Genomic DNA, 14,778 nt, shown 5'->3' with positions numbered 1-14,778 from the left:
CATCATTCAGCACTTTAGTAATTATTACATACCCTTTGTGAAAACAATCTACTCTTTTATAGGCAAAAAAACCTCCCATTTGGGAGGTTTTTTTTAATTCAATTAACGATTGTTGTTTTCGTCGTCTTGAGCATCTTCAAATTTAGTTTCGCCATCAAAACCAGCATTTTGACCGCCGAAACCACTTTGACCACCGAAGCCACCTTGACCACCAAAGCCACCTTGACCACCGAAGCCACCTTGACCACCGAAGCCACCTTGACCACCAAAGCCACTTTGACCACCGAAGCCACCTTGACCACCGAAGCCACCTTGACCACCGAAGCCACCTTGTTGACCGCCGAAGCCGCCTTGTTGACCACCGAAGCCAGCAGCGCCTTGAGCACCAGCAGGAGCACCAGCAGGACGTGGGTTACGTGCTGGAACAACAGTTGAAATAGCGTGTTTGTAAACCATTTGGCTTACAGTATTTTTTAATAAAACAACGTATTGGTCGAAAGATTCAATATGACCTTGCAATTTAATACCGTTTACAAGGAAGATCGACACTGGAATACGTTCTTTACGGAGAGAATTTAAGAACGGATCTTGTAAAGTTTGACCTTTAGACATGTTATAACTCCAAAAAATAATAAAAATCAGCGCAAAAGCTACCTTTACTTTTCAATTAAAAATTATCAAAAAGGTAGTCTGTAAATTTTGCTTTATCCGTAGCACTTTCGCAAGTCTTCTTGAGCCTGCTGCGCAGTTAAATATGTAGTAAATTTATGCGTTTCTTGCAAAGATCTTAACCAAGTATATTGACGTTTTGCAAGTTGTCGTGTTGCAAAAAGTGCCTTATCCTCCATTTCACTCTGTTTTTCGCTACTTTGATCACTATTTTTCAAAAAATCTAAAGCTTGACGATATCCAACTGAGCGCATAGAGGGTAAATTTTCATCTAAATCGTATTTTTCAATGAGAGCTTTCACTTCATTTAAAAATCCAATTTCCCACATTATTTTTAGACGTTGAGCTATACGCTCATGTAATTCTAATCGGTCTGGCAATAATGCGTAATTATGAAAATTGTAACGGTATGGTACGTTTTTAGGTTGCTCAGCTTGTAACTGCGTAATGGGTTTACCTGTTAATTTAAAAACTTCGAGCGCACGGATAATTCGTTGCTTATCACTCGGTTTAAATTTTTCACCTGCCAATGGGTCTACATTGCACAGTTCTGCATATACAGCGTCCCAACCTTGCGACTCAGCTTTGGCTTCAATTTCAGCACGTACAGCATAGTCTGCACTTGGTAAGTTTGAAGACAACCCTTCCAATAAAGCTTTGTAATACAACATCGTGCCACCGACTAAAATCGGTGTTTTACCTCGGGCATGCATATCATCAATCAGCACACACGCATCTTCCACAAAGTTCGCTGCCGAATACACTTCTAGCGGACTGATAATATCAATCAAATGATGTGGATATTTCTCCAACTCAGCTTTACTCGGCTTGGCCGTACCAATATCCATATCCTGAAAAACCAAAGCAGAATCGACTGAAATTAATTCGAATCCACCTTGCTCGTATAACTCACATGCCAAGGCGGTTTTACCGCTTGCAGTTGGTCCCATTAAGTTGATGACCGGCAATTGATTTGACATGTAAAACTACTCTCCCCGAGCAAAAAGTTTATCTAGCTGTGCCAATGGAAACGCACGCCACGTCGGACGTCCATGGTTACATTGGCTGGCAAATTCAGTTTGTTCCATCTGACGCAGTAATGCATTCATTTCAGATAGACTTAAAATACGGTGTGCGCGTACAGCGCCATGACAAGCCATGCCTGCCAATATTTGATCACGCTTTTGTAGTAACCCTGCAACCTGATCACTTGGGTCTAAATCATTTAATAAATCTGGAATCAGCGCATCAAAGTCTGCTTTATGCAAAATGGCAGGAACACCACGAACAATGACTTGCTCATCGCCATATTGGTCTATTTCTAAACCTAGGCGTGCCAATTGTTCTTTGAGCTCATCGACGCGCATCGCTTGCATCCGACTGATACTGACGACTTTAGGAATCAGCAATTGCTGTGATGTCCAAAACTCAGGTTTATCCCAAGCCGTTTTCATTTGTTGTAAAACAATGCGCTCATGCGCAGCATGCATATCAACAATGATTAAACCTTCGGTGTTTTGGGCCAAAATATAAATACCATGCAATTGCGCAATGGCAATCCCCAAAGGATGCTCATCGACTTTCTGCTGAATATGTTCAGCCAATGCGGTATCCGGATCATTTAACGACTCAGTTTGACGTAAAGGCGCCAAATAACTTTGCAATGCATTATTGAGCTGTCTGGAACCCGCTAAATTTGACTGATATCCAGCACTATTGTTCGACGCATTTGAATATTGCTGTGTATAAGCTTCCTGCCCTGTTGGCGCATGATTAGAAGCATATTGCACTGTTGCAGGTGAACTAAAGTCAGTGAGTCCGCCTGAGATCTCTGGACTGACAAAATTTGAGCCTTGCTCTGCAACTGGCTGAGATTGATGTAATGAAAATTGTTCCTGATGACGCGGCTGCGGAATAATATTTTCGTGTGCCTGCCCGTCGAGTTTCATTGCAGATGACAATTCGGCTGTCGCGGTTTGAAATTGCGCTAAAGTCGATTTGGCAAAATGGCGCACAAACTCATGTACTTCACGTTGATTTAGAAACCGAATTTCATGCTTGGTCGGATGCACATTCACATCGATATTTTCAGGATCAACTTCCATAAATAACAAATAAGCGGCATGTTGATGCCCATGCAAAATACCGTCATAAGCCATGCGAAGTGCATGTGAAACGGTCTTGTCTTTTACGATACGTCCATTCACATATACGTATTGCATATCGGCCTGCGCACGTGCATCTGAAGGATGGCCTAACCAACCACTGAGACGCATATTGACGCTATCAGCATCTATCCAGTACGCATTTTCAGTAAATTGACGGCCTAATAATTGTTGTACCCGCTGAAAACGGAGCGCGCCACTGTCTGCAATCGGCAAGTTCAGCTTAATACTATTGTTATGCTCAAGGACAAAACGTATATCAAAATGGGTCAGTGCCAAACGACGGACAATTTCTTCGATATGTCCAAACTCAGTCCCCGGTTTTTTGAGGAACTTACGCCGTGCAGGCACATTAAAAAATAAATCTTGCACACGGATGGTGGTGCCTTGCGTCGCTGCCACAGGCTGAATTTCTTGCGAATCAAATGCAGTGCCATTTACTTCGACCTGATAGCCTACACCGTCATCATTTTGGCTACTGGTCAAAGTCAAACGAGACACCGCAGCGATCGAAGCCAAGGCTTCCCCACGAAAACCTAGACTTACAATGGCATGCAAATCTTCAGCAGTTTGGATTTTACTTGTGGCATGGCGCATGACCGCCAAAGGTAGATCTTCAGGGTGAATACCCCGACCATTGTCTATTATTTCAATCAGTGTACTGCCGCCTTGTTCAATACGAACAATCAGCTCAGTCGCCCCTGCATCAATGGCATTTTCCAGTAATTCTTTGACCACAGAAGCAGGACGTTCAATCACTTCCCCTGCGGCAATTTGGTTGGCTAAGGCAGGATCAAGCGTTCGAATGCGGCGGGCACTGATTTCATTCAGCATGGTTAAATTTTTGCTCCAAAGCGTTTTGCAAAGTTTCTGAAGAAGAGCTTAAAGTCGCTGTACGGGTGGTTTCATCCGCAGACTTTTCAATATTAATAATTAAATCAGCCTCAGGGATTTCGTCGCCCCCTTTAGATGGCCATTCAAATAAAAATAGGGCGTTCGGCGTTTCTAAATAATCACGGATACCCATAAGTTCAAGCTCATAAGGGTCATTCAGACGATATAAATCAAAATGAAAAATATCTTGTCCTTGAATATTGTAAGGTTCAACCAATGTATAGGTTGGACTTTTTACCGCACCTTGATGACCCAAGTGTTGTAAAAAATAACGTGTTAACGTGGTCTTTCCTGCACCCAAGTCACCAATTAAATACGCTACACCCGTCGTAAAATGCGTCGCCAGTACGGTAGCTAAGTTTTGGGTATCGACTTCACTATTAAGTTCCAGACTGAATGAATACTGCATATTACTCACAACATGTACATAAGAATTAAATATGATAGCATCGCACTGGCTAAAATGGATATGTTCACACTACAGATTGAGCATTTTTCATGATGTGTTCTCTGCTTTATTTGCTCAGTTTTTAGATCTTTCTTCATGCACAGTTTTGAATTTACTCCCCCAATGATCAATGGTGTTAGTGCCAGCAAAGTCTTCCTTGACGGTCAACACACGCAAGCCTCTACCGTCTATGCATATTTGTGTGAACAATTTCCTCATATCCAAGCAGCAGAGTGGCAACAACGATTTAAGGATGGATTGGTCTATGCCGCAAATGGTGACGTTTTAACGATAGACAGTCCTTTTGAAGCCAATCGTCATGTTTATTATTATCGATTCTTAGCGCATGAAATCCATGTTCCTTTTGAGCATCAGATTTTGTTTGAAAATGATCATTTCATTGTGGTCGATAAACCACATTTTCTCACCATGAGTCCAACCGGTCAGTATGTACAAGAAACCTTATTGGTTCGACTCAAAAAACAAACGCAGCTTGAACAGCTAACGCCGATTCATCGTTTAGACCGTGAAACTGCAGGTGTGGTGCTGTTTTCCAAATGTGTCGAAAGCCGTGGGCTGTATCAACAAATGTTTGCCACTCGAAACGTTCAAAAAAACTATCATGCCATTGCAGCTTATCGAGATGAATTAAATTTCCCAATCACAACTCGCTATCGTATGGAAAAAGGTCAGCCTTTTTATACAATGCAAATAGTAGATGGTGAGCCTAATAGTGAAACCTTCATTCAGCTGATCCAGCAGCATGGAAACCGTGCCAAGTATGAATTAAAGCCACATACCGGCAAGCAGCACCAACTCCGTGTGCATTTAAATGCTTTGGGCATTCCAATTCAAAACGACCCCTTTTATCCAGTAGTGCAACATAAGGCAGAGGATGATTTCAGCCAACCTTTACAACTACTTGCGAAACATCTTGAGTTTATCGATCCTGTGACAGAGCAGGCTTTTCAATTCAGTTCTGCCTATGAATTGACACTGTAAATCGATTGTCATTACATTAAATTGATAAAATACTGCCGAACATTCTTGAATTTATGATAGTTTTGATTAGAATAAATGCGAAAAGTTAAGTATTTTAAAGCTTTCTAAGAATATGAGAAAAACTGAAGTCTACCAAATCCGCCTCGATTCACAGGAAAAGAAACAGGCCTTTGCCGTGTTTAAGCAATTAGGCATTACACCTGCACAGGCTGTACGTCTATTCTTTAAACAAGTTGTTTTAACCAAATCGATCCCCTTCTCTATTGAAAACCAAAATATCAATATTGAACAATTGATTAAGTTACGTAAATTAAAACAACAAGAAGCTCAAGCCATTTCAACCACTGAAATTAGCCCTGCGGAATTAGAAATTTTAAATAATGATCCATTATTAGATGATGATCATCTCGACTTGTTTGAAGAGCTCAATGCAATTTTGGGTGAAGGTGACAAAACTTAACACTGTCGCATTTATAAACAATTTATAAATCAACCAATTTCGAAAATTCGATATGCTTCATGCAAGACTGATAAAAATAGCATGGAGTATAGAAAAAAATGATCGTTCGACGCGCAACAGAAGCAGACCTTCATCCACTTGCTGTTTTATTTGATGAATATCGCCAATTTTATGGCACCTCTTCTAATCTTGATATTTCATATAAATTTCTAAGACAACGTTTTGAAAATAATGAAAGCGTAATTTTTATTTGCTTAAAAGATGATGTGATTACTGGGTTTATCTTACTATATTTGGGCTTTTCATCTGTGGCTTGTTCAACCTACTATATTTTAGATGATGTCTATGTCAGCCCTATATATCGTCGTCAAGGTTCAGCCAAACAATTGATCGATACTGCGGTTCTCTTTGCTCAACATGAAGGCGCGCTTCGAATCAGCCTCGAAACTCAAAAAAATAACTATCACTCACATCAACTCTATGAATCGATGGGCTTCATTAAAGATGATGAATTTCAAACCTATCATTACTTTATTCGCTAATGCATTGCTCAGCTTTAAAATACATCAACAAAGCATGTTGAAAAACGCATCTTTAGATCAGCAGACAGCAGACAGCAGACAGCAGACAGCAGACAGCAGACAGCAGACAGCAGACATATTAAAGGGCTTTAATACCGCACATTCATCCTTCAAATGATGACGTATCAAAGCCCTGTACCTATTACTGTGAATTTAGATTTTCACGAAATTTCGATTGTTCAATTTGCTCTGCATTCAAATAGATCCATTCACCCTCAGCAATATCTTCAAGCTTTAATTGTCCTATTTGAGCACGATGTAATGTTTCAACTTTATTGCCGACAGCCGCCAACATCCGTTTCACTTGATGATATACCCCTTGATGAACAGTCATTTGTAATTGCTGTGAAGCCAATAGCTGCACATCGGTTGCAGCGAAAATGCCTTTTTCGTTTCGCAGCTCCACGCCTTGTTCTAATTGTTGTATTTGCTCAGGTGTCACAGGATCTGCGGTATGCATCGAATATACTTTGGCAACATGCTTTTTAGGGTGTGTCAGCGCTTGCAGATATTGACCATCATCCGTGAGCAGCAACAGTCCAGTGGTGTCTTGATCCAGTCGACCGACGCATTGCAAACCACGATTTAACAGCACATCATCAAATAATTCAAAAACACTAAAATGATGGGTTGCCTGATGCGAACATTCATAACCTTGAGGTTTATTTAACGCGATATAAACATGCTCACGATAGGTATAGTCCTGTCCATGCACACTGTAAGTTAAATCATTCAAGTCCAGCTTTTGCTTTGGATTATCTACAATCTCACCGTGTATTTCGACCGCACCATTTTTAATCAACTGTTGGCAATATTTACGCGAACCAAAACCTTGTGATTGCAGCATTTTTTCCAAAAACATAGAACAACCTAATAAACACCATATATTGCTATTTTATACTGAACCACGAGCCAACTTGCAGGAAAAATAGCGGAAATAATCTTGAACGCCAGTTTTTAATGTTTCTGCGCTACACTATTGATTATTTATTGAAGTTTCTCACGAATATCCTATGTCTCAGTTGGATTTAAATCTGATCGTGTTATTGGTGTTATTGGCTTGTGGCATCTTTAGCCACAATACAGCGATCACCATAGCAGCAGGTGTCTTGATTATTTTCCGCATCACGCCTTTAAGTGAATTTTTCCCCTATCTGCAACAATATGGCTTAAACATTGGCATTATTATTTTAACCATTGGCGTACTCACGCCGATCGCTAGCGGAAAAATTCCTGGTGATTCGATTTTAAAATCCTTTTTAAGTTGGAAATCCCTCGTCGCAATCGCCATTGGCATCTTTGTCGCATGGCTAGGCGGACGTGGTGTCAAACTGATGTCCAATCAGCCAGATGTAGTTGCCGGACTATTAATTGGGACAGTCGCAGGTGTTGCGATGCTGCGCGGTGTACCTGTCGGCCCACTCATTGCAGCAGGCATCTTGTCGCTACTGATTGGGATTAAACAATAAAGCCGTTGCTGACATAGCGGTTTAACAAAATTTTAATTTGAGCCATGCTGCATTTGAAATAAACGTCGACTAAGCATGATTCCAACGAATGACAACGCTGACATCAAGATACCTGCCCAGAACCACGCTCCAGTCTGTGAAACTACGGTGGCAATCACAGGTGGCAGAACAAATTGTGATATGGCAGAACATTGTAAAATCATGCCGACCGTCGTACTGATTGCCGCAGGATAAGGTGCAAAATGTAGTGCTTGCGCAAAGACGGTCGCAGCAACTAAGCCACCAAATAGCGAAAAACTGAACACCGTTAAATATTGCAGTAAAAACGGTAACGCATCTTTAAAGAGATAAAATCCTAAGGAGCAAATGATCAAGACGGCAAAACCCAGTTGGACTAAAGTTTTAGCTTGAAAACCACGCTGTAATAACAGTCCACACCCCCATGTACCCACCGCATTGGCAACGGCAACGCTGGCTGTTAAAGCACCCGCCAGTTCTGCTGAAATTTGGTTTTGGGCATAAATCATCGGTAAGAAGCCTACCAATGCAAACCACTGCCCTGCATATGTCCCAAAAATGAGCGCCAAAAGCCATGCTGCAGGATGTTTCAAAGTATCTCTAATGAGACCAATAATAGGTGTTGTATTCAGCGCCACATTAGGCTGAGGAATAAACATGGCGATACAGAGTAGTAATGCTGCAGTAATCATAGCGAAACTGAGCCAAACCACACTCCAACCATATTGAGCAATTAGAAATGGCGCAACCAATAATGCTATCCCCATACCTCCGCCCATATAAGCACTCCACAGTCCCATCTTTGCGCTGATGTGCTGTAGCGGTACAAGCTGACGGATAAATGCAGGCCCTGTGAGTGTCACCAATAAGAATCCAAATCCTTCTATGACACGCAGTAGCAACAAGACATCAAAGCTTTGTGCAAAGCTCCCCCATGCACTTGCTATCGTCAATAGACTTAAGCCCAATAAGATACACAGTTTAAATCCAATTTTTTGGATATAACTACCAATCAACAATGCAAAGCACATTCCTGCACCCTGTACTAGTGAGAGCAATAAACCAGACTGAATAAAGCTAATGCCGAGTTGCTGTTGTAATACAGGTATTGCGGGCGGTAGTTTCCCGATATGCATTGCAGCAATAAAACCTGCCGCAATAATGAATAAATCTTTTGACATCCCTTTCATTGAATTGTCATGCTCTTTTCGCCATGCAATAGTGCACAGCTTAACAATTCAAAATATTATTTTGAGTCAAAAAACAAATGACCTTAGATGATTTTTCAATTATTTAATCATCTTGCACCGTCACATGCTAAGCGCACTTTGATTTAAATTAAACAACGATACTTAGTCATTTCATCTGCATTTGTTTGAGACAGGACAAGTTTTCATCAAAACGTTTTGCGATACTTTAGATAATATGAAGGTAGTGAACGAATTTACCTGCATAACTATGAGTGAATTATTTAAGCAGTGAGATATTTAGGCAGTGAGTTATTCAGGATTGATTTGTTTCCGTTCACGCTTATTGGCGTACATTTTTAAATCAGCCATTTCGACCAATTGATCGATGGATTCGGCATCCTCTGGAAATAAAGCCATGCCAATACTAGCACCAATTTTCAAGCTCATTTGCTCGAATGCAAATGGCAGTCCGCAACTTTCTGCGATTCGATTCATCGCCTTTTGCGCACGCTCTAAGTTGGCAATATTGGTTAAAATCACAGCAAATTCATCACCGCCCAAGCGTGCAACCAAGTCATCTTGACGCGTTTCACGCAAAATGCGCTGCGCGATTTCTTTCAGTGCAGCATCCCCAATGCGATGTCCAAACTGATCATTAATCGGCTTCAGACCATCCATATCAATCATCAAGATACCCAACACTTTTTTCTGCGCACGTGCTTTTTCTATCCCTTGACGTAAAAAGTCGACAAACAAAGCCCGATTAGCTAAGCCGGTTAAGCTATCTTGAGTCGCCAATTTATATAGCTCTGTCGCACCGAAACGTGTCGCATGGTACATCGCCGCAGCGATCAACTCCGACATCAAACTCAATATATGTAAATCAGCTTCCTGAAAAGCATCGACTTGGTCAGAGTAAATCTTTAAAACACCAACACCTTCATCACAGTGAATCAATGGCACCACAGCCATCGAACGCAATCCGACACGTTGACATGCCACGCGATCTACCCGTGCATCTGTTTCCGAATCTTGGCAATACAGTGTTTGTTTTTGCGCTATACATAGACCCGATAAACTATTTTCAATATGAAGTCTTAAACCCAGTAAATGGCTCGCCCCGCCAGACACTGCACGATAGACCATATCACCATCTTCAGCCAACTCTACAACTGCACCTTTAGCGTGTGTAATCTGCTGCGCCTGTTCTGCGACCACGGTCATCACTGCATTTAGATCTAAACCCAGTTTGGCAATAGCTGTCTGCGTTTGAATCACAGACATGAGTTGAGTTGGTGATGGTTCTATAGAATTGGGCATGATTGAGTTCAAACAGGGTTCAATGTGAGATACAGCTCAATTCTAAAAATTATTCATCCACTTGTATAGCAATCTTAAAGTGATTTCTGTGCATTCAAGCACTTTAGATACAACTCTTTTAGATACGGCTCTTTAAAAAATTGCACTCAAGGAAACAACAGAGCAAGCAGAATCATCGATACACATATCGAAGGTTGGGGAAAGTCATGATGTATGGCCCACGTATTTTACGACTCTCCCTCACGATATTATTTCAACGCGTAAATTTCACTCTGCATCCATTCTCCGCCTTCCAATTGCACATCTACAGCCACACGTTGGTATTCAGCCCCTTCAAATTCATCTAAAGCCGCCCAATGTGCCGCTAAATTTTCAGAGATAAAAACATAGCCTTCAATGGCTTGACCTGCCTTCGATAAACGAATACCCGGACTGCCCATCGCCGCACCCCAGCCTTTATGTTCTAATTCACCCCAAACTACACCTTTCTTCCACTCGTCACCAATACGCTCCATCACGTGTGCATTGGGCTGACCTAGACGTCATGTCCCGTATACAAAAAGACTCTGAGTCATAGATCCTCCTTAGTTGGCATAATATTGATTGCGTTTTTGTGAGAATTTGGCCAACTGTTTTAGGAAGCCTTCAAAATAGCTTTTTTCAGCCTCTTCGGTACGATAGCCGGCGTACAAAGTTCGTCTTAAACCTTCAGGTGAAACACAATCTAAGCGCCGAGAGGTCACCCAACCTTTTTGCTCATATTCATTTACCACCCAATCAGGTAATGCCGCGATACCACGACCGCTTGCAACCAACTGAATCAACATCTGGGTCAAATCTGTGGTACGGACCTGTTTAGGCTGAATATTAGCCGGTAAAAATAATTTCGCCATGATATCTAAACGATGTTTATCGACCGGATAGGTAATCAGCGTTTCTTCTGCTAATTCTTGAACAGTCACATTTGTCGCACGAACCAATGGATGTGTATTGGACAATACCAAACGAGACTCATATTCAAAGATTGGGAAATATTCCACACCTTTTAAATTAATCGGATCTGCCGTAATCAGAAGATCAAACTCGCCTGTTTGTAATAGTTCATGCGGATTGGCTTCAAAGCCAGAGGCAAAGTCCAAATCTACATCGGGGTATTGCTGACGGTAGACATTCAATAACGGCATCAGCCAGTCAAAGCAACTATGACATTCTGAAGAAAAAATAATTCGGCCGGTTTGACCATGCACAATACGTGTAATGTCCGATTGCGCAATTTGAACTTGCGGCAAAATATCATCAGCAAGGCGTAGTAAACGTTGCCCAACATTCGAAAAAGTAACAGGACGTGTGCGTCGGTTCACCACCTCTACCCCATACCAATGATCTAGCTCTTTCAACTGGTGTGAAAGTGCAGAAGGCGTTAAACACAGATCATTAGATGCAGCGACCAAAGAGCCGTGTTCTCTGAGTGCCAATAAGGTTTTGAGATGGCGTAATTCCAACATAATGAGTTCCACAAACGACATACTGAATGAGCTGAAAATCAGTATTTTTAAATTATATTTATCATATCATGATATTTATGAATCATATTCATCATAAATTTTATTTAACTATTTTTTATTCACATGAATATACTTCATCAAGTTTTACTGAATCATCTTTAGCTAATGTGTTTTTTTCACATTACAAATCAGGTAATTTTTTTCCACAATGCGGGCAATATGCATACTGCTCACGCTCCTGCTTTAATGATTCCTCTTTTTGCTCACGTAACAATTGCCAAATAATATCCTGTGTTTGCTCACGGGTTAAACCCACTGTTTTTCGGATTTCTTCGATTTTTTCAGGCTCAAGTACAAAATCAATTTCACGATTTTGAATCAACTCACGAAAACTGAGTTCTAATTGTTGTTTGCGTTGCTCCAATTCATGTGCCAAACCATTGGCTAAAATACCTGCTGGCAATGCTGCCAAGCCAACCCCTAATATCGTAATCATTGCACCTAATATCCGCCCAACAGGGGTTATCGGTGTTACATCGCCATAACCGACCGTCGTTAAAGTAACAACAGCCCACCACATGGACGCAGGAATAGAACTAAAGACCTCTGGCTGTGCTTTACTCTCAACTAAATACACCCCAGCTGCGGCCATAATAATCATAATAAATAAAATAAAAACAACAGCTTGAAATGAACCTTTTTCACGTTCAATGACACGTAACAAAATTTGCAACGACACAAAATATCGAGTTAATTTTAATAAACGCAGTAATCGTAAAATACGTAAAAAACGCAAATCAAAATGGACAAAGAAATTTAGATATGCAGGTAAAATTGCCAATAAATCAATAATTGCGCCACCACTTTTTACCCAATTCAAACGATTACGCCAAGCGGAGTAAAATGGGTCTTTATCTGCAATCGACCAAAGCCTCAATACGTATTCAACACTAAATACAATGATTGAAAAATTTTCAAAAAAATCAAAGTAAACTTGATAAGACAAATAAATATCATTGACCGATTCGAGTAAAACCGCAGCAGCATTACCTAAAATCAGCAATATCAAAGCATAGTTGAGAAAATGACTAAATTTAGTTTCATAATCATCATTATGTAAATTGTTATAGACAAATTTACGCAGTGAATACCATGCACTAAAAGTCATAATTCAAATCGTTAGCAAATTAACTTGCTACAGTGTAAACCATCGCTTAGGAAAAATACGAATCCTTTAGACAGTCTACTGTTAAATCTATTGAACGATATTAACCACACTTTATTCATCAGTATTTTTCGTATGCACCATATATCCATTATTCCACAAATAATAAAGCCAAACGAACTTGGTCATATCCCATGCGTGGACTGGTTAACTCCACAATTGGACGCAACTTAACCGTGCCGTCATCATTATAATGTGCTGGGTCTTGTCGTTTCGCCAAACGTTTATAGATTTTACGCACCTGCTCAACCACATCTTCTCCCGGATGTGCCACCGAGATATCCAAACCTTGCTCTTTTTGCAGACGAGCCAAATGATTAATAATCGTAGCTTGTGTTAAACCACGCTCCACAGCAATATCTTGAATTTCATAACCTTCCTCAAACAACTCACGAGTTTGATCTAAAGTCGCTGTGGCAAAGCTTTGTTTCACACCAGTTTTGGCAATTTTCTTTTCATTGCGCTCGATTTCCACTTCATTCAGTGTTCCGCCACAGTGGCGAATAAAGGCTTTATGTTGTACGGTTAAATCAGCCTCTGCAAAATTGGTTTCCGCTTCGTCAGAGAGTTCCTGAAAGCGTCGATCGGCTTTAATCGCCAAACTGTCGAGTTCTAAGGCTTGTTCATTAAAACCAAGTAAACGCAAACCATCTAATGTTTTTAAACGCGACAATGCCACATAACCCTGACCTTTCTCAAAAGTATGGGTCAAGTTAATTTCAGCCGCTGCAAGGGTCATCCCTTGAGATTTATGAATGGTAATCGCCCAGGCCAAACGCAGTGGAATTTGTTGGAAACTGGCAATGGTTTTACCATCATCATTATCGACAGACCATGTTTCAGGTTCGACCACTAAGGTCGTGCCGTCCGTAAGTTTTACTTTAGGCAAGATGCCATATTCATCATCTTCTTCAAAACCTATCACTTCACCGAGGCTGCCATTGATATAGCCCACGTCAAAGTTGTTTTTTACAAACATCACTTTAGCATTTTTCTTTAAGGTCAAAGTTTCCGGCGCACGCACTGAAGATTTTAAGGTTTCAATCAGTTTGTCATTACCATCGCATTGAGCATCAAACTGGCGAGATTCCTGTTCAATTTCATTTAGATGTTTATAGTTAATACTATCTACATCCATATTATGGGTATACAAGCGCGTAAAGGTTTCACCTATATTTTGTGAACTTGTCTGCCTTAAAGCATGCAAATGATCGCCCGTAATTTGCTGAGCACGAATCGCATTTAGAATATCATTGAGATAGTCATTACCCTGACGATGTTGTTCGGTCAAATAACACACGCGAAACTTCGCTTCTACCCATGCCTCAGACATAAAGCAAAACTTGTCACGGTTTAATTCACCTTTGCGTCCCACAGGGGGTAACTGGAAGAAGTCACCTGCAACAATGACTTGAATCCCCCCAAAAGCATCTTCACTGTCTTTAAAAAATTTTAAAACTTTATTCACCAAGTTTAATTGCTTGGCATGCAACATCGAAATTTCATCGATGATTAAAACTTGGGCATTTTCCAAATGCTCTTTTAAATATTTACGTTCTTTTAAGCGCTTTAACTCATCTTCGGAAATCGCATCTTTAATCCCAATCCCTGCCCATGTATGAATTGTCATGCCATTCATATGGGTTGCAGCAATCCCTGTAGAAGCCGTAATTGCCACCGGCACTTTGCGCGCTTTTAGATAATTGATGTACTGATTTAAAGTATAAGTTTTCCCTGCACCAGCCGAACCTGTTAAAAACACATTTTCGCCTGCTTTGAGCAGCTTGAGTGCAGTTTCTTGTTTCATAAGACCTATACCGTAAAAGAACGGC

General features: G+C 40.8%; 15 protein-coding genes. 4 read left to right on the top strand and 11 right to left on the bottom strand.

Features of this window, described 5'->3' with window-relative positions:
- Positions 1–102 precede the first annotated feature (102 nt).
- From hfq to tsaE, 4 genes are all read right to left on the bottom strand, one after another.
- Positions 103–612, bottom strand: coding sequence for an RNA chaperone Hfq (hfq, locus tag FTV04_RS02865; protein WP_180026935.1), 510 nt, complete (start codon positions 610–612; stop codon positions 103–105).
- 92 nt (positions 613–704) lie between these two features.
- Positions 705–1,649 (bottom strand): tRNA (adenosine(37)-N6)-dimethylallyltransferase MiaA, encoded by a 945-nt coding sequence (miaA, locus tag FTV04_RS02860; protein WP_180026934.1) that lies wholly within the window; start codon positions 1,647–1,649, stop codon positions 705–707.
- Positions 1,650–1,655: 6 nt separating this feature from the next.
- Positions 1,656–3,668, bottom strand: coding sequence for a DNA mismatch repair endonuclease MutL (gene mutL / locus FTV04_RS02855; protein WP_180007347.1), 2,013 nt, complete (start codon positions 3,666–3,668; stop codon positions 1,656–1,658).
- Complete coding sequence (tsaE, locus tag FTV04_RS02850; RefSeq protein WP_180007348.1) at positions 3,658–4,137, bottom strand: tRNA (adenosine(37)-N6)-threonylcarbamoyltransferase complex ATPase subunit type 1 TsaE; 480 nt, start codon at positions 4,135–4,137, stop codon at positions 3,658–3,660. Before tsaE ends, mutL begins: the two co-directional genes overlap by 11 nt.
- 135 nt (positions 4,138–4,272) lie before the next feature.
- Between tsaE and FTV04_RS02845 the strand changes: the two genes are divergently transcribed.
- The 3 genes from FTV04_RS02845 to FTV04_RS02835 all read left to right on the top strand — a co-directional run bounded on the left by FTV04_RS02845 (position 4,273) and on the right by FTV04_RS02835 (position 6,180).
- Positions 4,273–5,178: a pseudouridine synthase gene (locus FTV04_RS02845; protein WP_180088542.1), complete on the top strand. Its 906-nt coding sequence runs from the start codon at positions 4,273–4,275 to the stop codon at positions 5,176–5,178.
- A 112-nt stretch (positions 5,179–5,290) separates the two neighbouring features.
- Complete coding sequence (locus FTV04_RS02840) at positions 5,291–5,638, top strand: type II toxin-antitoxin system RelB/DinJ family antitoxin (protein ID WP_078189014.1); 348 nt, start codon at positions 5,291–5,293, stop codon at positions 5,636–5,638.
- Between the two features lie 98 nt (positions 5,639–5,736).
- Entirely contained in the window at positions 5,737–6,180 is a 444-nt protein-coding gene (locus FTV04_RS02835) for a GNAT family N-acetyltransferase (protein ID WP_180063143.1), read from the top strand.
- Positions 6,181–6,361: 181 nt separating this feature from the next.
- Here FTV04_RS02835 and FTV04_RS02830 read toward each other — a convergent pair whose 3' ends face one another.
- Positions 6,362–7,081: a pseudouridine synthase gene (locus FTV04_RS02830; RefSeq protein ID WP_180088540.1), complete on the bottom strand. Its 720-nt coding sequence runs from the start codon at positions 7,079–7,081 to the stop codon at positions 6,362–6,364.
- Positions 7,082–7,232: 151 nt separating this feature from the next.
- Between FTV04_RS02830 and FTV04_RS02825 the strand changes: the two genes are divergently transcribed.
- Entirely contained in the window at positions 7,233–7,688 is a 456-nt protein-coding gene (locus tag FTV04_RS02825; protein WP_180003104.1) for a DUF441 domain-containing protein, read from the top strand.
- 32 nt (positions 7,689–7,720) lie between these two features.
- On the opposite strand, the gene FTV04_RS02820 is transcribed toward FTV04_RS02825, so the two are convergent.
- The 6 genes from FTV04_RS02820 to FTV04_RS02795 form a co-directional block, all read right to left on the bottom strand.
- Positions 7,721–8,887, bottom strand: a complete 1,167-nt coding sequence (locus FTV04_RS02820; protein ID WP_257220951.1) for a CynX/NimT family MFS transporter — start codon at positions 8,885–8,887, stop codon at positions 7,721–7,723.
- Between the two features lie 318 nt (positions 8,888–9,205).
- Positions 9,206–10,216, bottom strand: coding sequence for a sensor domain-containing diguanylate cyclase (locus tag FTV04_RS02815; RefSeq protein ID WP_180088536.1), 1,011 nt, complete (start codon positions 10,214–10,216; stop codon positions 9,206–9,208).
- Positions 10,217–10,464: 248 nt separating this feature from the next.
- On the bottom strand, positions 10,465–10,731 hold the full coding sequence (locus tag FTV04_RS02810) for a gamma-glutamylcyclotransferase family protein (RefSeq protein WP_233944309.1): 267 nt from the start codon (positions 10,729–10,731) through the stop codon (positions 10,465–10,467).
- A 69-nt stretch (positions 10,732–10,800) separates the two neighbouring features.
- The gene (locus FTV04_RS02805) at positions 10,801–11,721 is read right to left on the bottom strand and encodes a LysR family transcriptional regulator (protein WP_180088534.1); all 921 of its coding nucleotides are present in this window, start codon (positions 11,719–11,721) and stop codon (positions 10,801–10,803) included.
- A 181-nt stretch (positions 11,722–11,902) separates the two neighbouring features.
- Positions 11,903–12,889, bottom strand: coding sequence for an ion transporter (locus FTV04_RS02800; protein ID WP_180007353.1), 987 nt, complete (start codon positions 12,887–12,889; stop codon positions 11,903–11,905).
- 148 nt (positions 12,890–13,037) lie between these two features.
- Positions 13,038–14,753 carry an AAA family ATPase gene (locus FTV04_RS02795; RefSeq protein ID WP_180063146.1) on the bottom strand — a complete coding sequence of 572 codons (1,716 nt, stop codon included), beginning with the start codon at positions 14,751–14,753 and terminating at the stop codon, positions 13,038–13,040.
- Between the last annotated feature and the right edge of the window lie 25 nt (positions 14,754–14,778).

Origin of the sequence: Acinetobacter sp. YH12219 (assembly GCF_013417875.1) — a bacterium.
Lineage (GTDB): Bacteria > Pseudomonadota > Gammaproteobacteria > Pseudomonadales > Moraxellaceae > Acinetobacter > Acinetobacter amyesii.
Note: the sequence above shows the minus strand (reverse complement) of the source record. Positions and strands in the feature narration are given on the sequence as shown.